The following is a 19,918-nucleotide window of genomic DNA, read 5'->3' as shown; positions in this document are numbered from 1 at the left end:
CGGGAAAAGCGCCGTTGCCTTCCCCTTTTGGGCGTTGTTGTCACGATCATCCTAGAGCGGGGCGTTTGACGTTGCCTAGTTATTGGTAGAAATCCAAGCCGCTGATCGAGTGCTGTGGACCGTGCCACTCTGGCAGGCTTGCGGAGCGAGAGTGTGACGGTTCGACGAATTGAGGAGTGGAATGCCCGCACTGGTGGTGGGGCCGATGCTGAGATACGTCGATTCGGACAGCGCCTCGATCTGGGTGGAGACCGCCGAACCCTGCACGGTCACCGTGGAGGCGGACGGCAGGTCTTACCGGTCGCCTACCTTCACCGTGCACGGACACCACTACGCGATCGTGGATCTCGTCGAGTTGTCCCAGGATATCGCGTCGTACTCGGTGACGCTCGACGGGGAGCAGGTATGGCCCATGGCGGGTCGCCCGCCGAGCCGGATCCGGCTGCTGCCGCCCGAGGGGGTGCGCAAGCTGGCGTTCGGCTCGTGCCGTACCAGCGTGCCGCACGACGCCGCCCACGTACGCACCCACGGCGACGACGTGCTGCGCGCCTTCGGCGAGCACCTGCCGGAGGCGGGCGAGGAGGAGTGGCCCGACCTGCTGCTGCTCCTCGGCGACCAGGTCTACGCCGACAACCCCTCGCCCGACATGCTCGCCTACATCCGCTCCCGCAGGAGCACCGAGCCGCAGGGGGAGATCGCCGACTTCGAGGAGTACGCCGAGCTCTACCGCCAGGCGTGGACCGAGACGGAGATCCGCTGGCTGCTGTCCACCGTGCCGACCGCGATGATCTTCGACGACCACGACCTGCGCGACGACTGGAACACCTCGCAGCCCTGGCGCGAGCAGATGGCGAAGACTCCGTGGTGGCGGCACCGGGTGGTGTCGGGGCTCGGGGCGTACTGGGTCTACCAGCACCTCGGCAACCTCTCGCCCGCCGAGCGCGCCGGGGACGAGCTGCTGGCCAAGCTGATGGCCGGAGACGGCGGGGCGGCGCTCGACGCGTTCGCCGAGCGGGCCGACGCCGAGCCGAGCAGCAACCGCTGGAGCTACGCCCGCGACCTCGGCCCCGCCCGCCTGATCATGGTCGACACCCGCTGCGCCAGGCAGCTCACGCCCGGCGACCGGCGCATGCTCGACCCGGGGGAGTGGGCCTGGCTGGAGGAGCAGGTACGCCGGCCCGCCGAGCGGCTGATCATCGGTTCGTCGATCCCGTTCCTGCTCCCCGAGGGCGTCCACGGCGTGCAGAACTGGAACGAGGCCCTGAGCGACGGCAAGTGGGGCCCGCTGGTGCGCCGGTGGTCCGAGACGTTCCGCCAGGCGATCGACCTGGAGCACTGGGCGGCGTTCCGGCGCTCGTTCGACGACCTGGCGAAGCTGCTGATCGGGCTGGGCAAGCCGGTGCTGATCCTCTCGGGCGACGTGCACTACTCCTACCTGGCCAGGGCCGACAGGGGCCCGGTCTTCCAGATCGTCTGCTCGCCCATCCGCAACCCGCTCAGCCGCCTGCTGCGCTGGGCCAACGTCTTCACCCAGTTCTCGATCGCCACGCTGGTCGGCAGCCTGCTGGCGCGGCTGGCGGGCGTCCCGCGCCCGCCGTTCCGCTGGAAGATCACCAAGGGCCCGTGGTTCCAGAACGCGCTGGCCACGCTCACCCTCCCCGACCAGGTCACCTGGTACGGCTCCACCGGCGAAGTGGTCAAACCGATCGACACCGCCCGCCTACGCTGAGCCCATGCACGACGACACCTACGCCCCCGCCGTCCCCTTCTACGACCTCTGGCACGAGGACGGCCACGTGCCCGTCGTCCGCGAGCTCCTGCCACCGCTGCTGGCGGACGTGCGGCGGAGCGTCATCGAGATCGGCGCGGGCACCGGGCTGATCACCGAGCTGCTCCTCCGCGTCACGCCCGCCGAGATCCACGCCGTCGAGCCGTCGCTCGGCATGCGCTCCGTGCTGGTCTCCCGCCTGGCCACCGACCCCGAGGCGCTGCGCCGGGTGACGGTGCTGCCGTGCGGGGCGCTGGACGTGGACGTGGACGAGCCCGCCGAGGCCGTCGTGATGATCTCGGTGCTGCAGAGCTTCCCCGCCGCCGAGCGGGCCGGGCTGTGGCGGGTGCTGGGCAGTCAGCTCGAACCGGGCGGGCGGCTGGTGTTCAACTGGCGCGACCGCGCCCCCGCCGTGCCGGGGGAGCCGCGGGTCATGGGCTCCTACGAGGTCGGCAGGCACACGTACGAGATCGCCGGGCAGGTGCTGGAGGCCGAGGGGGAGCGGGTCACCTCGCGGTTCCGGTACCGGATCAGGCGGCGTGACGTGCTGATCAGCGAGGACGAGCTGGTCACCACCGCCCACTGGCCCTCCGGGGACGTGCTGGTGGCGGAGCTGAAGGAGGCCGGGTTCGAGCAGGGCGACGCCCCGGACGGCATGCAGGTCTGGCGGATGCCGAAATAGTGGGAACCGGTCTCCGGCGTGCGGCCAACAACAGGGTGACCGCACGAGAGAGGACCGGCCACGTGGTGGGAGTTCAGGATGTGCCTGACACGCTCGACGACTCGACGCTGATCGCCCGTTCGATCGGCGCGCCCGAGAGCTTCGCGGCGCTGTTCGACCGGCACGCCGACGAGATCCACAGGTACGCCGCCAGGCGCCTCGGGGCCGAGCTGGCCGACGACGTGACCGGCGAGGTGTTCCTGGCCGCCTTCCGCGGCAGGGCCCGCTACGACACCTCCTGGCCCGACGCCCGCCCCTGGCTGTACGGGATCGCGACCAAGGTCGTCTCCCAGCACCGCAGGGCGGAGCGGCGGCGTACCGCGGCGACGGCCAGGATGAGCGTGGAGCGCCCCGGAACGTTCGACGACCGCAGCGCCGACCGGGTCACCGCCGAGCAGCTCCAGCCCCGCCTGGCCAGGGCGCTGACCCGGCTCAGCGCGGCGGAGCGGGACCTGCTCCTGCTGGTGGCCTGGGCGGACCTGACGTACGAGGAGGCGGCGCTCGCCCTCGGCGTGCCCGTCGGCACCGTCCGGTCCCGGCTGCACAGGCTCCGCGTCAAGGTACGCAGGGCGCTCGGCGGCACCGACCCCTTCGCAGAGGAGCCCCAGCATGGATGACGAGTTCCGCGTGTTCGCAGAGGGACGGCCGGAGGCGCCGCCGTACGGGGCCGAGGCCAGGGCCCGGGCACGGGAGCGGCTGCTGGCGGAGGCGCGCGGCGGTGGCGGCCGGTTCCGGCTGCCGCGGCTGGGCTGGCAGGCCGCCGCCGCGTTCGGCGTGACGGTCGTGCTCGTCGGCGGTGTCGCCGTGGCCCTGTCGAACCAGGGGGCGGGCCCCGGCCCCGCCACCTCGGCGACGCAGTCGGCCGAGGTGACGCCCGGCGAGCTCGATCCGCGCCCCGGCCAGTTCATCCTGGTCGAGTCCGAGACGATGTACGGCTCGTTCACCATGGGCGCCGACGGCAAGGAGGCGACCCGGCACCTGTACCGCTCGCACAGGAAGATCTGGCAGTCGGTGGACGGCAGCGCGAACGGCCTGCTGATGATGGAGGGCCGCGAGCCGCGGCCGTGGCCGGGCGAGGAGCTGCCCGAGGCCGAGAAGACCGGCTGGCAGGGCACCTCCTGGGACACGCTCGCCGCCTGCCCCGGCAGCCTGGGCGAGTACCGCACCGACTACGCCTACCTGAGCACCCTCCCCGCCGACCCCGCCGCCCTGCGCGAGCGCCTCTACCGGCTGGCCGGTGGCAAGGGCCAGGACCGGGACCTCTCGGCGCTCGACCACGCCCGCGGCCTGTTCACGGAGACCTACCTGCCCAGGGCGCAGCGCCAGGCGCTGTTCGAGGCGATCAAGACCATCCCCGGCGTCCGGGTCAAGGAGGGGGTCGAGGACGCGTCCGGGCGCGAAGGCGTGGCGCTGGCCAGGCAGGGCCTCCGCGGGACCGAGACACAGCTCATCTTCGACCCGGCGACGTTCATGTACCTGGGCGAGCGGGAGGAGGTCGTCACCGAGGGCGGGGACGCGCCGAAGGGCAGCGTCCTGGCGTTGACGGCGCAGCTCAGCGTGACGGTGGTGGACCGGCTGCCGGAGGAGGCCGCTCAGGCGCGGGGGGACGCGACCTGCATGCCGCAGCCCGAGGTCACGGCCAGTACGCCACCGCAGTCCCCGGCCCCCGGAACCCCGACGGCCAGCGCGTCACCGGCGCCCGACGCGCCGGCGGAGACGGCCTCACCGGTCCCCAGCGCGCCGCCGGAGACCGCGTCACCGGTTGCCAGCGCGCCGGCGGAGACCGCGTCACCGGTTGCCAGCGCGCCCGCGGAGATGGCCTCACCGGCTCCCTACGCGCCGACGGTCAGCGCGGTACCGGAGCCTGCTCCCGGCGTCCGGACGGCCAGCCCGGTGCCGACGGTTACGGATTGACCACGGAGACGGTCAAGTTCGCGCCGTAACGGCGCGCGGCCCCGTGAACCGGAGGAGCGTCTCCCTGGACAGGGCCCAGCCACGTGCGGTGGGTGGGCCCTGGTCCGCGGTGCCGTAAAGAATCAGGCGCTCTTGAGCTCGTACAGCGCGTCGGCGAGCTGGGAGATCGCCCAGAGCAGGTCCTCCTCCGAGACCACGATCGGCGGCGCCAGCCGGATCGTCGAGCCGTGCGTGTCCTTGGCCAGCACGCCCCGCTTCATCAGTGCCTTGGACACCTCGCGCCCCGTCCCGATCGACGGGTCGATGTCCACGCCGGCCCACAGCCCGCGCCCGCGCACCTCCAGCACGCCCTGGCCGATCAGCTCGCGCAGCTTCGCGTGCAGCACCTCGCCGAGTTTCGTGGCACGCGCCTGGAACTCGCCGGTGTTGAGGATCTCGATGACCGCGTTCGCCACCGCGCAGGCCAGCGGGTTCCCGCCGAACGTGGACCCGTGCTGCCCCGGATGGATGATCCCGAGCACCTCGCGGTCGGCGGCGATGGCCGACACGGGCACCACCCCGCCGCCCAGCGCCTTGCCCAGCACGTAGATGTCCGGCACGACCCCTTCGTAGTCGCACGCGAACGTCTGCCCCGTACGCCCGAGCCCCGACTGCACCTCGTCGGCGATCATCAGGATGCCCTCGGCCGTGCACAGCGCCCGCAGCTCGCTCAGGTACCCGTCCGGCGGCACCAGCACCCCGGCCTCGCCCTGGATCGGCTCGACCAGCACGGCCACCGTGTTCGCGTCCACGGCCGCCCGCACCGCCTCGATCGAGGCGTAGGGGACGAGCCGGAAGCCCGGCGTGTACGGCCCGAAGTTGTCGTGCGCCTCCGGGTCGGTGGAGAAGCTGACGATCGTGGTGGTGCGGCCGTGGAAGTTGCCCTCCATCACGATGATGTTGGCCTGCTCGGGCTCGACGCCCTTGACCTCGTACCCCCACTTGCGCGCCACCTTGATGGCCGTCTCGACGGCCTCGGCGCCGGTGTTCATGGGCAGGACCATGTCCTTGCCCGTGAGGTCGCCGAGCCCGGTGCAGAACTGCGCGAACTGGTCGTGGTAGAAGGCGCGGCTGGTCAGCGTGAGGCGTTCGAGCTGCTCCTTCGCCGCCTCGATGATCTTCGGATGGCCGTGGCCGAAGTTGAGCGAGGAGTAGCCGGACAGGCAGTCCAGATACCGCTTGCCGTCGACGTCGGTGACCCACGCGCCGTGCGCCTCGTGGATCACCACCGGCAGTGGATGGTAGTTGTGCGCGCTGCGGCGCTCGCTCACTTCGATCAGCTCTGCGCTGGTGGTCATGATCAGTTTTCCCCCCTGATCTCCAGTGTGCAGCACTTGGGGCCGCCACCCGCCTTACGCAGCTCCGACAGATCGACCGGGATGACCTCGTACCCGCGCCGCTTGAGCTCCAGCTGAAGGTCGGACGCCTCGGCGTTGATCACCACGTTCGTGCCGTCGCTGACCGCGTTGAGCCCGAGCACCTCGGCGTCGCGCGCGTTCGCGATCACCGCGTCGGGGAACATGCGGCGCAGCACCGCGAGGCTGCCCGGCGAGAACGCGTCCGGGTAGTAGGCGACGTTGCGCCCGTCGAGCGGGAACAGCGCCGTGTCCAGGTGGTAGAAGCGCGGGTCCACCAGCGTCAGCGAGATCACCGGCCGGCCCAGGTACTCCTGCGCCTCCTGGTGGGCGACCACGTCCGTGCGGAAGCCGGTGCCGGCCAGGATGACGTCGTCGAGCGTGAGGAAGTCGCCCTCGCCCTCGTTCACGTGCGCCGGCTCCAGCGTCGGGTAGCCGCGCTCGGCGAACCAGCGCAGGTAGGCGGGGCCCTCAGGGCCGCGCTGCGGGTAGGCGAAGCGGGCGCCGTACGCGCGGCCGCCCACGACGAGGGCGCCGTTCGCGGCGAAGACCATGTCGGGCAGCCCGTCGATCGGGTCGATCAGGCTGACCTGGTGGCCGAGCTCCTCGTACGCCGCCTTCAGGCCCTCCCACTGCCGGACCGCCAGGTCGCGGTCCGCGCCGGCCTCGGGATGCATCCACGGATTGATGGCGTACTCGACCGTGAAGTACTCAGGACGGCACATGAGGAAGTGTTTGGGCATGCAGCACTCCATCGGCTGTTAAGCAGGGAAATCCCCATCTCAGGGGCTGAGCACAGCCTAAGAAACCGGTGTTTGCGCAGGCCAGGGGTTGACATTGCGTCTTGGCGCGCGTCTGTTGCGTCTCTCAGCCCGGAGTGGCGGATTCGTTGCGCGCCTCCGGCACGGCGGCGCCCGGAGGCGTGTCCACCAGCCTCGACAGCACGATCGAGCTCTTGGTCCGCACCACGAACGCCATCGCCGCGATGCGCTCGATCACCCGCTCCACGTGCCGCACGTCCGTCGCCCTGATGTGCAGCAGCGCGTCCGCCTCGCCCGTGATCGTGGCCGCCGCCACCACCTCGGGGAACCTGTTGACGGCCAGCGCGATGTCCGACGGCTTCGTCTTGCCCTGGCAGAACAGCTCGACGTACGCCTCGGTCGTCCAGCCGAGCGCCTGCGGCGACACCCGCGCGCTGAACCCCGTGATCGCCCCCGTCTCGCGGAGCCGGTCCACCCGCCGCTTCACCGCCGACGCGCTCAGCCCCACCTGCTGGCCGATCTCGGCGTAGGTCTGGCGGGCGTCGTCGACGAGGGCCGCGATGATGTCACGATCGAGCTGGTCCAGTTCCACGGGCTCTGTATACCGCCTGGCCAGTCTGGCGCGCGACGAGCGGCACGCGGGAGACTGGGCGGGACAGCCGTAACCGAAAGGCATTCGCCAGCATGAGCATCACGAGCTTCCCCGAGGGTTTCGTGTGGGGAGTTTCGACGTCGGCATTCCAGATCGAGGGGGCCACGACCGCCGACGGCCGGCTCCCGTCCATCTGGGACGGCTTCTCCGCCGACCGGGCGGAGGCGTGCGACCACTACCACCGCTATCCCGAAGACGTGCGGCTGATGAAAGAGCTGGGGATGGCCGCCTACCGGTTCTCGGTGAGCTGGGCGCGGATCTTCCCGGAAGGGCACGGCAAGCCCAACGCGGCCGGGCTCGACTTCTACGACCGGCTGCTCGACGAGCTGGCCGGCGCGGGCATCACGCCCTACGCCACGCTCTACCACTGGGACCTGCCGCAGGCGCTGGAGGACCGCGGCGGCTGGCCGGCCCGCGACACGGCCGTGCGTTTCGCCGAGTACGCCGCCGCCGTGCACGAGCGGCTCGGCGACCGGGTGGACACCTGGTTCACGCTGAACGAGCCGTGGGTGGCGGCGTTCCTCGGCTACGGGTCGGGCATCCACGCGCCGGGCCGCAAGTCGCCCGCCGACGCCTTCCGCGCCGCCCACCACATGCTGCTCGGCCACGGCCTGGCCGCCCAGGCGCTGCGCGCCGCCGGGGCCGAAAAGGTCGGTATCGTGCTCAACATCTCGCCCGTCATGACGCCCGCCCAGGTGAGCGACTTCGGCAGGGAGCTGTCGGAGGAGGACGCGGCGGCCGTGGCCAGGATCGACGCGCTGGCCAACCGGCAGTTCCTGGAGCCGGCGCTGCGCGGCGCGTACCCGGCCGAGCTGCTGCCCGTCATCGAGCGGCACGCCGGCCTCGACCACGTCCACGACGGCGACCTCGAGACCATCGCCCAGCCCGTGGACCTGCTCGGCGTCAACTACTACACCCCGCTGGTCGTCCAGGCGCAGCCCAGCGAGCCCGCCGACGCGGCCTATCCGGGCAGCGAGGGAATCCTCTTCTGCACCATTCCGACGGCGGTCACCGCCATGGGCTGGCCGATCGTGCCGAACGGCCTCTCCCTGCTCCTCGGCAGCATCTCCCGCGACTATCCCGGCCTCGATCTGATGGTCACCGAGAACGGCGCCGACTTCGTGGACGTGGTTACCGGCGACGGCATCCACGACGTCGAGCGGATCAGTTTCATCGAGGAGCACCTGCGCGCGCTGCGCGCGGCCATCGACGACGGCGCCCGGGTGCGCGGATATCTTGTCTGGACGTTGCTCGACAATCTCGAATGGGCCGACGGCTACCAGCGCAAGTTCGGCCTCGTGCACGTGGACTTCGCCACCCAGCGGCGGCGGATGAAGGACAGCGCGCTGTGGTACCGCGACGTCATCGCCCGCAACGGGCTGGCCGAGACGCGGCCCCGCAGACCCACGCTGGAGACGGTGGCCGCCCGCGCGGGCGTCTCCAGGGCGACGGTCTCCCGGGTCGTCAACGGCGAGTCGTCCGTGAGCGCCGAGGTCAGGGCCGCGGTCATGCGGGCCGTCAAGGAGCTCGGCTACGTGCCCAACCTGGCCGCCCGCAGCCTCGTGACCCGCCGCACCAACGCGATCGCCCTGGTCCTGTCCGTCCCCCGGCAGGGCGGCGACGCGCTCACCGCCGCCGTCGTCCAGTACGTCACGAGCCTCCTGGAGGGCGCCGGCAAGCAGATCACGCTCATGCTCGCCGACACGGCCGAGAGCCACCGGCGCATCGCCGCGCACGTCGAGGCCCGGCTGGCGGACGGGGTCGTGCTGCTGCCGCCCGACCGGGGCGACACGCTGGCCGAGCGCCTCTCCCGCACGGAGGTGCCGCTCGTGCTGCTGGGCAAGCCGCCGATCGCGTCGCTGGTCCCGTACGTGGACGTGGACAACGCGGGCGGCGCCGCGGCGGCCACCGAGCACCTGCTGGCCCGCGGGCGCCGCCGCATCGGCATGGTCTGCGGGCCCATGGACCTGGTCACCGTCCAGGACCGGCTGGCAGGCCACCGGGCGGCGCTCCAGCGGGCCGGCCTGACCCCGCACCTCGCGCCCGCCGACGACCTCACCCGAGCCGCCGGCGCCGCCGCCACCCTCCGCCTCCTGACGGACTCGCCGTCGCTCGACGCCGTCTTCGCCGCCACCGACCAGCTCGCCATCGGCGCCCTGGAGGCGGCCCGCGAGCTGGGCCGGCGGGTGCCCGAGGACCTGGCCGTGGTGGGCTTCGACGACGTGGACGCCGCCTCGGTCACCACCCCGGCGCTCACCACCGTGCGGGTGCCCGTCGCCGAGCAGGCGCTGGCGCTGGCCCGGCTGCTGCTGTCCCGGCTGGAGGGCCGGCACACGACGTCCGTGGTGCTGCCCACCCGGCTCGTCGTGAGGGAGTCGGCCTGACGCCGCACACGACTGTCACCTTGAGTGATCGATGAATCACTCTTAGTGTGGTCTTTGTGGTCGGGGAGAGCGGCGGTGCTCGCAGGGCGTGGTTGCCGGGTCGTTCGGGCACGGTCGCGCAGCTCGCGATGTTCGCGGTGCTGGCGGTCACGTACGGGTCGACGAGCAGCGCCAGGTGCAGGACGCGGCGCGCACCTACCTGCGCCTGGTGATCCACGAGGAGTGGTCGCTGATGGCGCGCGGAGCGTCGAGCACCCGGGCCCACGCCGCGCTGGTGGAGCTGTGGACCGTCTACACGGACATGGAGGCCAAGCAGCGCGCCAGCCCGCTCTACGACCGCTCCGTGACCCGACTCAACGAGCTGGGCGACAACAGGCGGCAGCGGCTCAACGACGCCGGCCAGAGCGTGTCGCCGCTGATGTGGGTCATGCTCTACCTCGGCTCCGTGCTCACGGTCGTCACCCTCTGCCTGTTCGACGCGAACAGCCACAGGCTGCACCTGTTCCTCACGATGACCCTGGCGGGCATGCTGACGCTCGCGCTGATCCTGATCGGGGCGCTGCGCCGTTTCCGGTCTTCCGCACCAGGCGCGAGTGGCTCGACCTGTTGCAGGGCCTCTACACCTCGTGGGGCGGCCGGTGGTTCCGCCCGCCGGGCTGATCCGTGCTCAGAGCCGCTGCTGCTCGAACAGGTGCGGGAAGACCTTGGAGACCTTGGACAGCAGGTACTCGCCGTAGGTGCCGGTGAAGTCCACCTGGCCGTCCCAGCGGCGCCCGGGGGCGTAGGGGAGGGGCGGCACCTCGCTGTCCCAGCCGGGGTCGAAGAAGAACGGGAAGCTGAGGCGTTCGTTGCCGCTGCGGTTGCGTACGCGGTGCGGGGTGGAGCGGTACTGGCCGCCGGTGAGCTTGTCGAGCATGTCGCCGATGTTGCACACGAACGTGCCCGGCACCGGGGGCGCCTCGATCCAGCCCGTGGCCGTACGGACCTGGAGGCCGCCGTTGCCGTCCTGGAGGAGCAGGGTCAGCAGCCCGTAGTCGGTGTGCTCGCCGACGCCCCAGGTGTCGGGGTCGTCGGCCTGCCCGGGCGGATAGTGAAATATCCGGAAAAGGATGGTGGGGTCGGCCGTGTAGCCCGTGCGGAAGTAGTCCTCCGCCAGCCCCAGGCTCAGCGCGATGCCGCCCATCACGGCCTGCCCCACGCCCGTCATCGCGCGCAGGTACTCCAGCACCGCGTCGCGCAGCTCGGGCACCTGGGCGGGGAACAGGTTCGGCCCGTGCAGCGGCACGGCGCCCGGTGGCTCCTCGGCCCCGAAGTAGACGCCCTCCTTCAGGTCGGGCCGCCCCGAGGTCAGCTCGCCGCCGACGGGGAAGTAGCCCCGCCACGCCCGGCCGCCGCGCTCCATGGAGATCTCGTTCTTGACGGGCTCGGGCAGCGCGAAGAAACGCCTGCTCGCGGCGTCGAGCCGCGCGATGAGCGCGGGCGGCACGCCGTGGCCCGAGACGTAGAAGAAGCCGTGCTCCCGGCAGGCGGCGCCGATGGCGCCGGCGACTGCCTGCCTGTCCTGGCCCGCCGTGAGCAGCGGGGCGATGTCGATGACCGGCAATGCGCTCATCGCACCATTGTCGCCCGGAAACGCCCGGGCGAGGGGTTCCCCGCCCGGGCGTGCCGCTGATCAGGAGGTCGCGAACGTGAACCAGTTGACGTTGACGAAGTCGGCCGGCTGGCCCGAGGAGAAGGTCAGGTACACCGTGTGCGTGCCCGTCACCCCGGAGATGTTGGCCGGGATCGTGCGCCAGCTCTGCCAGCCGCCCGTGTTCGCCAGGGCGAAGTCCCCGATGGGCGGGGCCGTCGGGCTGTCGAGGCGGACCTGCACCAGGCCGCTCACCCCGGCCGCCGCGCCGGAGGCCACCCTGGCCCTGAACTGCGTGGCCGGCGTGGAGCCGAAGTTGACGCCGTCGTAGCGCAGCCAGTCGCCGTTGGTGATCGCCCCGACGTTCTGGCCGCCGCCCGAGTCGGTGGTGGTCTCGACGATGGTGCCCGACTGGGCTTGGTAGCGCTCGGCCTGGATGGTGGAGCGGGCGTCGACGCCGCCCGGCGGGGTGGTGGGATCGGTGCCGCCGGTGCCGCTCTGCCAGACGGCCACGTAGTCGACCATCATCGGCCGCCCCGGGACGGTGGCCGCGGTCGGGGTCTGGCCGCCCAGGGCGTTCGGGAAGGCGCCGCCCATGGCCACGTTGAGCAGCAGGAAGTAGCCGGCGTGGCCGGTCATGTTGTTCCAGGTCGTGGCGTCGAACTGGGACTGGTTGACGCCGTGGAACTGCTGCCCGTCCACGTACCAGCGCAGCTGGTTGGGGCTGACGCTGCGGTCCCATTCGAAGCGGTAGGTGTGGTAGGCCGACTGGCAGGTCGAGCCGGGGCAGGCGCGGCTGGCGCCCAGGCCGGTGGTCTCGTTGCAGGGGCCGCCCGGGTTGACGCCGCAGTGCAGCACGCCCCAGACGGAGTTGATGCCGTTGACGTTCTCCATGATGTCGAACTCGCCGATCGCCGGCCAGTTCCAGTAGTTGCCCCGGTACGGCGCCCCGAGCGCCCAGAACGCCGGCCAGTAGCCGAGCGCGGCGCTGCCGGTCACGTTCGGCATCTGCAGGCGGCTCTCGATGCGCAGGATGCGCCCGTCGGCGGGCTTGAAGTCGGCGCGCCTGGTCTCGATGCGGGCGGAGGTCCACTCGCCGGACGAGCTGCGCAGCGGCGTGATGCGCAGGTTGCCGGAGCCGTCGAGGCTCAGGTTGGCGGTGCTGGAGGTGTAGTTCTGGACCTCGCCGGTGCCCCAGTTGGCCGGGCCGCCGGGGTACGAGTGGCCGGTGTCGATGATCCAGTTGTTCGACGAGGGCAGGGTGTTGGCGGCGCCGTTGAAGTCGTCGGACCAGACGAGGGACCAGCCCGACGGGGTGGACGGGACGCTGGCCGAGGCGCTGACGGCCAGATTGACGAGCAGGCCGCTGAGCGCCACGAGTGCCGCGGCGACGGCCGCCAGGCGCCGCCGGTGCCGGATCGCTGTTGTCATACTCTCTCCCGGGGGGTGCCTGAGCGCTGGAGAGAGCGCTCTCTCCAAGATCTGAGCACAGCGTTTACCGGCTGTCAAGAATGTGGCGAAGGCGCTGGAGAGCGCTCTCGAACAGCTTCCCGGAGAAAGAAATACGGCGCCGCACGGGTGTGCGGCGCCGTACGGGGGAGAGGAGGGCTCAGCCCTTCTCCGCCTCTCCTGTCGCCTGCTCCAGGGCGTCTTCGGGGGAGGCCTCCAGGTCCTGCTCGGCGTCGGCGCCCGCCTGGGCGGAGGCCTTGTCGAGGCGCACCCAGCTCGTCACGCTCTCCACCGCGAACAGCACGAACAGGTACGCCGTCAGCACCGCCAGCACCGGCGTCAGCACGCCGAACGCCGCCCCGGCACCGATGACCAGCAGCCGCAGCTCCCAGCCGAGCCCGGCCCGGAACACCCAGGCGGGCGGCCAGATGCTCTGCCGCGTCCGGTAGACGGTGTCGTAGGTGTGGTAGCCCACGACGTACACCAGCACGAACAGCAGCCACTTCGGCGCGTCGGCCGCCAGGCCGATCGCGATGACGGTGAAGAACTCGGCCGCGCGCAGCAGCGGCGGGGTGAGCCAGTCGAACCGGCCCAGGTGGTCGCGGGGCGTCGTGGGCAGCACCAGCAGCAGCACGATCGCCACGGGCAGGAGCAGGATGGGGCCGCCGGAGTCGAGCAGCCCCGCGACCGTGACGGCGACCACGGCGAGCAGGGCCACGAGCGTGGCGGGCACGGGCGGCACGCCGGCGCCGAGCTTGCCGGCCAGGAAGTGGGCGAGCGGCCCGTCGTCGCGGTAGGCGACGAGACGGGCGGTCTGGATGCGGCGGCGCTCCTCGTCGGGGTCCGGCGTGGGGGTGGCCATGGCCTGCGGCTGGGTGATCATACGAGCGACCTCATGAGGCGTCCGGTGAGGGTGTAGGCGGCGGCGACGGAGCCCCAGATCACGAGGGTGATGAAGGTGATCCGGGCGTCGAAGAGGGCGGCGGTGATCGCGATGGCCGCGAAACGCTCGCCGATGGGGAAGACGATCATCTTACGCGCCCAGTGGACCGCACGGTACTTTCCGGCCTTCGTCCACATCTTCAGCACGCCGCGCAGGCCCTGGCTGCGCTCCACCTTGCGGGCGGTCAGCTTCTGGCGCAGGTCACGGTCGTCGGGGGCGTCCAGCGGGGTGGTGGGCAGCGGAGCCGGAGGCTTGCGGCGGTTGGCGACGCCGAAGGAGAAGTCGAGCAGGTGGCGTACGGACTGCAGGCCGAGCGCGGCCAGCGCCAGGATCCAGATCTCGTCGCCGTTGCCGGAGACCACCCAGCCGACGGCCAGGCCCGCGAAGACGACGTACTCCTTGAACCGGTCGAACGTCGCGTCCAGCCAGGCGCCGAGCACGCCGAACTTGCGGGCGTAACGGGCGACCTGCCCGTCGACGCAGTCGAAGACGAAGGCGAAGTAGATCAGCACGCCGCCCAGCACCATCCAGGGACGCTCGCCGGTGGCGAAGCAGGCGGCGGCCGCCACGCCGAGGACGATCGAGATCAGCGTCACCTGGTTGGGCGTCAGCCCGCGGCGGGCGGCCCAGCGGGCGATGTAGCGGGAGTAGGTGGAGACGAAGAACGTGGTGAAGAAGCCGTCGGCGCCCTTGACCGCGTTGTTCAGCCGGGAGCGGTCCTCGTCCATCCCGGCCATCTCGGCGCCGGCCTCGTTGATCTCCTCCTGGGTGGTGACCCGGCGGTAGAACAGGTCGCGGCGGCCCCGGATGCCAACCGACACGCCGTTGCGCACCAGGCCGAACACCACGAGCTGGACGAGGTCGTCGTCGGCGCCGAACCGGTCGGCCATGGCCGCGAGCTCGCGGCAGGTCTCGGCGAGCTTCGGCGCGTTGCGCGCGCTGACGTGCAGCGGGCCGAGCGCCACGGCGTTGGGCCTGGTCACGGCGTGGCTCGCGGTGCCCGCCGAGACCACGCGCGACTTGCCGACCCGTACGCGGACGGGCAGGCCCTCCACGCGGTTCATGCCGATCTCGGGGTCGGCCTCGTCGATGGGGATGCGGTCCTCGGCGGCGTTGTCCTCGGGACCGTTCTCCTCCAGGCCGTTGTCCTCCGTCACCCCCACCCGCGGCTCTTTCGCGACGAGCGCCAGCGCACCGCGCTTGGACTTGGTGATCTGGTAGATCAGCTCGTCATGGACGACAGAGTTCTCAGGGATGATGAACAGGCTCTCCGTTGCTTGCTCGGCGACGTCGGCCAGGGCGCGCAGGGCGGTCGCGACGTTGTCCGTCGGGATCGTGGCGAAACGCGGATCCATGGCGGCGAGCTGGCTGCGCAGCCGTTCGGACACGGTGGGATTGCCGGAAAGCGCGGCCAGCCTCAGGCCGGTCGGAGAGATGTCGGGGCCGGGCGAGGCGCCCAGCAGGACCACGCGGGTCATGACTCCCTTTCGAGGCGGTAGCGGGGGGTTGAACAACGGGTAATGCGGGGACAGACGTCAAAGTCTAGTGAGAGTGACGCAAAGTCGCGTCACAAGAGCATGCCCGTAACGTTTCGTCCACCGGTATACAGGCCGGCCGTAAGATGTCCGAGTGAGTCTCTACCGTGACGAAGGCGTGGTCCTGCGCACCCAGAAACTCGGTGAGGCAGACCGCATCGTCACCATCCTGGCCAAGCGCACGGGCAAGATCCGGGCGGTGGCGCGAGGCGTCCGCCGCACGAAGTCGCGCTTCGGCGCGCGGCTGGAGCCGTTCACGCACGTCGACGTGCAGCTGCACACCGGCCGCACGCTCGACGTCGTCACCCAGGCGGAGACGATCAGGCCCTACGGGGAGGCGCTGGCCGCCGACTACCCCCGCTACACCGCCGGCAGCGCGATGCTGGAGACCGCCGACCGGCTCACCCACGGGGAGAAGGAGCCGGCGCTGCGGCAGTTCCTGCTGCTGGTGGGCGGGCTGCGCACGCTCGCCGACCGCGGCCACGAGGCCAGGCTGGTCCTCGACGCCTACTTCCTGCGCTCCCTGGCCGTGGCGGGCTACGCCCCCGCGCTGGAGGCGTGCGCGAAGTGCCAGGCGCCGGCGATCAGGGCGTTCGCCATCGTGGCCGGTGGCGTGGTGTGCGGGGCGTGCAAGCCGTCCGGCTCGGCCGTGCCCGCGGGAGAGACGATCGGGCTCATGACGGCGCTGCTGCGCGGCGACTGGGTCACCGCGGACGCCTCCGAGCAGCGCCACCGCAGCGAGTGCAGCGGCCTGGTCGCCGCATACCTGCAATGGCACCTCGAACACGGAATACGCTCTCTCCGACACGTCGAAAGGGAGCCCGCGTGAACGTACGACCTCCGTCCCCGCACCCGTCGGGAGCGACCCCGCCGCCCATCCCGCGCGAGCTGGTGCCCCGGCACGTCGCCATCGTCATGGACGGCAACGGCCGCTGGGCCAAGGCCCGTGGCCTGCCCCGCACGGAGGGGCACAAGGCGGGCGAGTCCTCGCTGTTCGACGTCATCGAGGGCGCCATCGAGCTGGGCATCCCCTACCTGAGCGCGTACGCGTTCTCGACGGAGAACTGGAAGCGGTCCCCCGACGAGGTGCGCTTCCTCATGGGGTTCAACCGCGACGTGATCCGGCGGCGGCGCGACGAGCTCAACGCGATGGGCGTGCGCGTACGCTGGGCGGGCCGGCCGGGGCGGCTGTGGAAGAGCGTCATCTCCGAGCTGCAGACGGCCGAGGAGATGACCACGTCCAACCGGACGCTGACATTGCAGTTCTGCGTCAATTACGGCGGGCAGGCCGAGATCGTCGACGCCGCCGTCAAGCTGGCGCAGGACATCGCGGCCGGGCGGGTCAAGCCGTCCAAGGTGAACGAGAAGGTCTTCTCCCGGTACCTGGACGAGCCGGAGATCCCGCCGGTCGACCTGTTCCTGCGCTCGTCGGGGGAGCAGCGCTTCTCCAACTTCCTGCTCTGGCAGTCGGCCTACGCCGAGATGGTCTTCCTCGACCGGCTGTGGCCCGACTTCGACCGGCGGGACCTGTGGGACGCGTGCGAGATCTTCGCCAAGCGCGACCGGCGCTACGGCGGCGCGATCCCCAACCAGGTCTAGCCGGGCCTCCAGCGGCCTACCCGGCGCCGAGCGCCCGGATGCTGTCGAAGCGGTCGAGGGCCTGCTCGAAGGCGGCGGGAGAGACCGAGATGCCGCCGCTGAACGGGAAGTCGAGCTGGTAGACCAGGAACAGCACCAGCCCCACCATGCCCCCCACCGCCGCCGCCATGGTGAGGTGCACCTTGCGGTTGGGGCTGCCGCAGAGGATCGCGGGCAGCAGCGCCACCAGCCCGCAGCCCGCCAGCGCCACCCACAGCAGCGGCGGCACGCCGGTGTCGGCCATCTGGGCGCGCGAGCGGCGGGCGTCCAGGACGGCCTGCATGCGGGACATGGCCTGCCCGTAGCGGGCGGACGGCCCGCCGCCGTCCGGCTGGAGGGTCTGGAAGAAGGCACGCAGCTGCTCGGAGGCTCTCCAGGCGTTCTGCGACAGGCGGTGCTGCCCGGCCATGAGTGGCCACTCCTCGCGGATGACCGTGGTGGTGTAGCCGGCGGCGAGGCTCTGCAGGGCGGCGCGCTGGGGCGCGGGCAGCGTGCGGGAGTACCAGTAGACGTCGGTCAGGTTGCTGGCCTCGGTCGCGCTGGTCTCGGTGGCGGTGTTGACCTGGTTCCACGCGGCGACGACGACCAGGCCGATGCTGACCGCGAAGAGGGTGCCGACGATGCCGGTGACCACCCCGCTGCTGTCGCGGTAGTCCTGGCGGGTCTGTGCGGGGATGACGCGGCTGGCGACGTACGCGGCGAGGCCGGCCAGCGCGGCGACCGTCGCGGCGATGAGCAGGCCGATGGTGGCGATGAACAAAGGGATCCTCACTTTCGGTGCATGAATGATCGCGCAAAGTGAGGATGGAGCGCCAGGGTGTGCGGTGACCCTAGGCGGAGAAGAGCTGGCCCGGCTCGCTCCGGTAGCGGCCGGGGGCCGTGCCGAACTCCCGCTTGAACGCCTTGGCGAAGGCGAACTCCGTGGCGTACCCCGTGCGCTCCGCCACCGCCCGCAGCGGGAGGTCGGTGTCGCGCAGCAGCCGCGCCGCCGTCGTCATCCGCCACCACGTCAGGTACGCCAGCGGCGGCGCCCCCACCTTGCTCGCGAACCGCTGCGCGAACGCCGCCCGCGACAGCCCCGCCCTGGCGGCCAGCGACTGCACCGTCCACGGGGTCGCCGGATGCTGGTGGATGGCCCGCAGCGCCGCCGTGACCGCCGGGTCGCGCAGGGCCGCGCCCCAGCCGGTGGCGGGTTCGTGGCTGTCGTACCAGGCGCGCAGCACGTACACGAGCAGGGCGTCGAGCAGCGCCCGCGTGGCCGTCTCGAAGCCCTGGGCGGGAGCGGTGCCGTCGTGCGGGCCGGGGACGGACGCGAGCTCGCGGCCGAGCAGCTCGATCGCGCCGCTGAGCGAGGGGTGGTGGCCGATCCTGGCCGGGATGTGCATGACGTCGGGCAGCTCGGTCAGCAGCGGGTGCAGCCTGGTCTGGTCGAACCGGTACGCGCCGCACAACATCTCCGTCAGCGGGCCGGGGCCGTCATGGTCGAGGCTGCCGATGGGGGAGCCGTCGTTGAACCGGGGGGTGGCCTCCACCAGCGGCGTCGTGACCGCGTCCGCGAGCCCGTGACCCAGCTCGCGCGGCAGGAACACCACGTCCCCCACCCCCAGCCGGACGGGCTCGCCGGTGGCGGGCAGCAGCCAGCACGACCCTTGCAGGATCACGTGGAAGCCGGCGCCCTGCTGCGGCTGGAAGCGCACGCCCCAGGGGCCGCGCATGCGCGTGCGCGAGGCGTGCGGCAGGCCGGTGCGCATGGCGGTGATGGCGTCACTGAGCACGTCCATGTCCGTACGGTATCCCGCTGGGCCATGACCGTGGACGATCGGACATGGTGAGCGGATCTGCGGACATGGGCGCGTGCCTCGTTTCCTCCTAGCGTGAGCTGCATAAACGAAGGAGGAAGCGATGAGGGTCGCGATTCATGGGGCGAGCGGGTTCACTGGACGGCTCACGGTGGCGGAGGTGCGGCGGCGGGGGTTCACGCCGGTGCTCGTCGGGCGGTCGGAGGAGCGGTTGCGGAGCGTCGCGGATGGCGCGGAGGCCGTCAGGGTGGCCGGGCTCGACGAGCCGGCGGCGCTCGCGGACGCGTTCGGGGACTGCCCGGTGGTGATCAACTGTGCCGGGCCGTTCACGGTGCTCGGGGAGCCGGTCATCAGGGCCGCGATCGCCGCCGGGGCGCACTACCTGGACACCACCGGGGAGCAGCACTACCTCAGGAGGGTGCTCGACGGGCTGGGTGAGGAGGCCGTACGGGCCGGGGTGACGGTCGTGCCCGCCATGGCCGACGACGGCGGGCCGGGGGACCTGATCGCGCACCTGGTGGCCGAGCGCGTGGGCTCCGCCGGGGTGGACGGGGTGGCCGAGGTGGCCGAGGTGCTCGTCGCGGATCTGCGGCGGCCCGGGGCGGCGTCGCGGGGGACGGCCCGGTCGATGGGGGAGGTGTTCGAGCAGGGGGCGCTGGCCTACACGGACGGGCAGTGGCATCCAGCGGAGCTGGAGGTGGAGGCGGAGGCGGCCGGCGGGGGCGCGGAACCTGCCCTGGCTGCCGCCTTGGGTGCCGGCTCTGCCTCGATCGGCGCATCGGGTGCCGGTCCGGCCTCGATCGCCGTGCCGGGGGAGGACGGTGAGGTGCCCGTCGCCGTGTTCGCGTTGCCCGGCGTGGTCACCATCCCCCGGCACGTGCGTGCGCGGCGGGTGCGGAGCGCGATCCGTACCGAGGTGGCGGCCATGTTCTCCGCGCTGACGCCCGACGTCGTGGACAGCGTCCCGGAGATCCCGGACGAGGCGGCCAGGCTGGCCTCGCGCTGGCTGCTGCTGGCCCAGGCGACCGGCGAGGACGGGAAGCGGGCGCGGGGCTGGGTGACGGGTCTCGACCCGTACGGGATGACGGCGGTGATCGCCGTCGAGGGTGCGCGCCGCCTCGTCGCGGACGGCGCGCCGGCGGGGGCGCTGACGCCCGCGCAGGCCTTCGACCCGGCCTCCTTCCTCGACCACCTCACCACGCACGGCGTCACCTGGCAGGTCACCCCGGCCTGATCTGCGGCCTTGCCTCCTAGCTATACGTGGGTATAGCGTCCTGTTCGTAAGAATAGTTCGCTATACCCATGAACAGGAGCTGGTCGCGATGACCAT

At 71.7% G+C, this 19,918-nt stretch carries 17 protein-coding genes and 1 pseudogene; 9 read left to right on the top strand and 9 right to left on the bottom strand.

Translation table 11 applies throughout. The features are described 5' to 3' along the window. The first annotated feature begins 181 nt into the window (after window positions 1–181). The 4 genes from HD593_RS44985 to HD593_RS44970 all read left to right on the top strand — a co-directional run bounded on the left by HD593_RS44985 (window position 182) and on the right by HD593_RS44970 (window position 4,403). Window positions 182–1,729, top strand: coding sequence for an alkaline phosphatase D family protein (locus tag HD593_RS44985; RefSeq protein ID WP_185109034.1), 1,548 nt, complete (start codon window positions 182–184; stop codon window positions 1,727–1,729). 4 nt (window positions 1,730–1,733) lie between these two features. Next, window positions 1,734–2,450, top strand: coding sequence for a class I SAM-dependent methyltransferase (locus tag HD593_RS44980; protein ID WP_185109033.1), 717 nt, complete (start codon window positions 1,734–1,736; stop codon window positions 2,448–2,450). 80 nt (window positions 2,451–2,530) lie between these two features. After that, entirely contained in the window at window positions 2,531–3,106 is a 576-nt protein-coding gene (locus tag HD593_RS44975) for an RNA polymerase sigma factor (RefSeq protein WP_312904176.1), read from the top strand. Then, window positions 3,099–4,403: a CU044_5270 family protein gene (locus HD593_RS44970; RefSeq protein ID WP_185109031.1), complete on the top strand. Its 1,305-nt coding sequence runs from the start codon at window positions 3,099–3,101 to the stop codon at window positions 4,401–4,403. Before HD593_RS44975 ends, HD593_RS44970 begins: the two co-directional genes overlap by 8 nt. A gap of 122 nt (window positions 4,404–4,525) precedes the next feature. Here HD593_RS44970 and rocD read toward each other — a convergent pair whose 3' ends face one another. From rocD to HD593_RS44955, 3 genes are all read right to left on the bottom strand, one after another. Then, window positions 4,526–5,740, bottom strand: coding sequence for an ornithine--oxo-acid transaminase (rocD, locus tag HD593_RS44965; protein WP_185109030.1), 1,215 nt, complete (start codon window positions 5,738–5,740; stop codon window positions 4,526–4,528). A gap of 2 nt (window positions 5,741–5,742) precedes the next feature. Next, window positions 5,743–6,540 (bottom strand): dimethylargininase, encoded by a 798-nt coding sequence (ddaH, locus tag HD593_RS44960; RefSeq protein WP_185109029.1) that lies wholly within the window; start codon window positions 6,538–6,540, stop codon window positions 5,743–5,745. 124 nt (window positions 6,541–6,664) lie between these two features. After that, window positions 6,665–7,150, bottom strand: coding sequence for an Lrp/AsnC family transcriptional regulator (locus HD593_RS44955; RefSeq protein WP_185109028.1), 486 nt, complete (start codon window positions 7,148–7,150; stop codon window positions 6,665–6,667). A gap of 92 nt (window positions 7,151–7,242) precedes the next feature. On the opposite strand from HD593_RS44955, the gene HD593_RS64790 reads away from it, so the two are divergent. Next, window positions 7,243–9,594: a GH1 family beta-glucosidase gene (locus tag HD593_RS64790; RefSeq protein WP_185109027.1), complete on the top strand. Its 2,352-nt coding sequence runs from the start codon at window positions 7,243–7,245 to the stop codon at window positions 9,592–9,594. 88 nt (window positions 9,595–9,682) lie between these two features. Then, window positions 9,683–10,144: pseudogene (locus HD593_RS65605) on the top strand (bestrophin-like domain); the annotation flags it as partial. A 117-nt stretch (window positions 10,145–10,261) separates the two neighbouring features. Here the strand turns inward: HD593_RS65605 and HD593_RS44940 are convergent. From HD593_RS44940 to HD593_RS63950, 4 genes are all read right to left on the bottom strand, one after another. Beyond that, a complete protein-coding gene (locus HD593_RS44940) occupies window positions 10,262–11,206 on the bottom strand; it encodes an isopenicillin N synthase family dioxygenase (protein ID WP_185109026.1) in 945 nt (314 codons plus the stop codon). 60 nt (window positions 11,207–11,266) lie between these two features. After that, window positions 11,267–12,655, bottom strand: coding sequence for a glycoside hydrolase family 16 protein (locus HD593_RS44935; protein ID WP_185109025.1), 1,389 nt, complete (start codon window positions 12,653–12,655; stop codon window positions 11,267–11,269). A 178-nt stretch (window positions 12,656–12,833) separates the two neighbouring features. Next, the gene (locus tag HD593_RS63955) at window positions 12,834–13,556 is read right to left on the bottom strand and encodes a DUF5941 domain-containing protein (protein WP_185109024.1); all 723 of its coding nucleotides are present in this window, start codon (window positions 13,554–13,556) and stop codon (window positions 12,834–12,836) included. Then, a complete protein-coding gene (locus HD593_RS63950) occupies window positions 13,553–15,094 on the bottom strand; it encodes a CDP-alcohol phosphatidyltransferase family protein (protein ID WP_185109023.1) in 1,542 nt (513 codons plus the stop codon). The genes HD593_RS63955 and HD593_RS63950 overlap by 4 nt, the downstream gene beginning before the upstream one ends. A 151-nt stretch (window positions 15,095–15,245) precedes the next feature. On the opposite strand from HD593_RS63950, the gene recO reads away from it, so the two are divergent. After that, a complete protein-coding gene (gene recO / locus HD593_RS44920) occupies window positions 15,246–15,980 on the top strand; it encodes a DNA repair protein RecO (RefSeq protein WP_185109022.1) in 735 nt (244 codons plus the stop codon). Next, entirely contained in the window at window positions 15,923–16,750 is an 828-nt protein-coding gene (locus tag HD593_RS44915) for an isoprenyl transferase (protein WP_221525310.1), read from the top strand. Before recO ends, HD593_RS44915 begins: the two co-directional genes overlap by 58 nt. A 16-nt stretch (window positions 16,751–16,766) precedes the next feature. On the opposite strand, the gene HD593_RS44910 is transcribed toward HD593_RS44915, so the two are convergent. Together HD593_RS44910 and HD593_RS44905 are read right to left on the bottom strand one after the other, a co-directional pair. Further along, a complete protein-coding gene (locus HD593_RS44910; protein ID WP_185109020.1) occupies window positions 16,767–17,561 on the bottom strand; it encodes a bestrophin-like domain in 795 nt (264 codons plus the stop codon). Window positions 17,562–17,619: 58 nt separating this feature from the next. Then, the gene (locus HD593_RS44905) at window positions 17,620–18,570 is read right to left on the bottom strand and encodes an AraC family transcriptional regulator (RefSeq protein ID WP_185109019.1); all 951 of its coding nucleotides are present in this window, start codon (window positions 18,568–18,570) and stop codon (window positions 17,620–17,622) included. Between the two features lie 121 nt (window positions 18,571–18,691). Here HD593_RS44905 and HD593_RS44900 point away from each other — a divergent pair, with 121 nt between their 5' ends. Further along, entirely contained in the window at window positions 18,692–19,822 is a 1,131-nt protein-coding gene (locus HD593_RS44900) for a saccharopine dehydrogenase family protein (protein WP_185109018.1), read from the top strand. Window positions 19,823–19,918: the final 96 nt, after the last annotated feature.

The organism is Nonomuraea rubra, from assembly GCF_014207985.1.
GTDB lineage: Bacteria > Actinomycetota > Actinomycetes > Streptosporangiales > Streptosporangiaceae > Nonomuraea > Nonomuraea rubra.
Note: the sequence above shows the minus strand (reverse complement) of the source record. Positions and strands in the feature narration are given on the sequence as shown.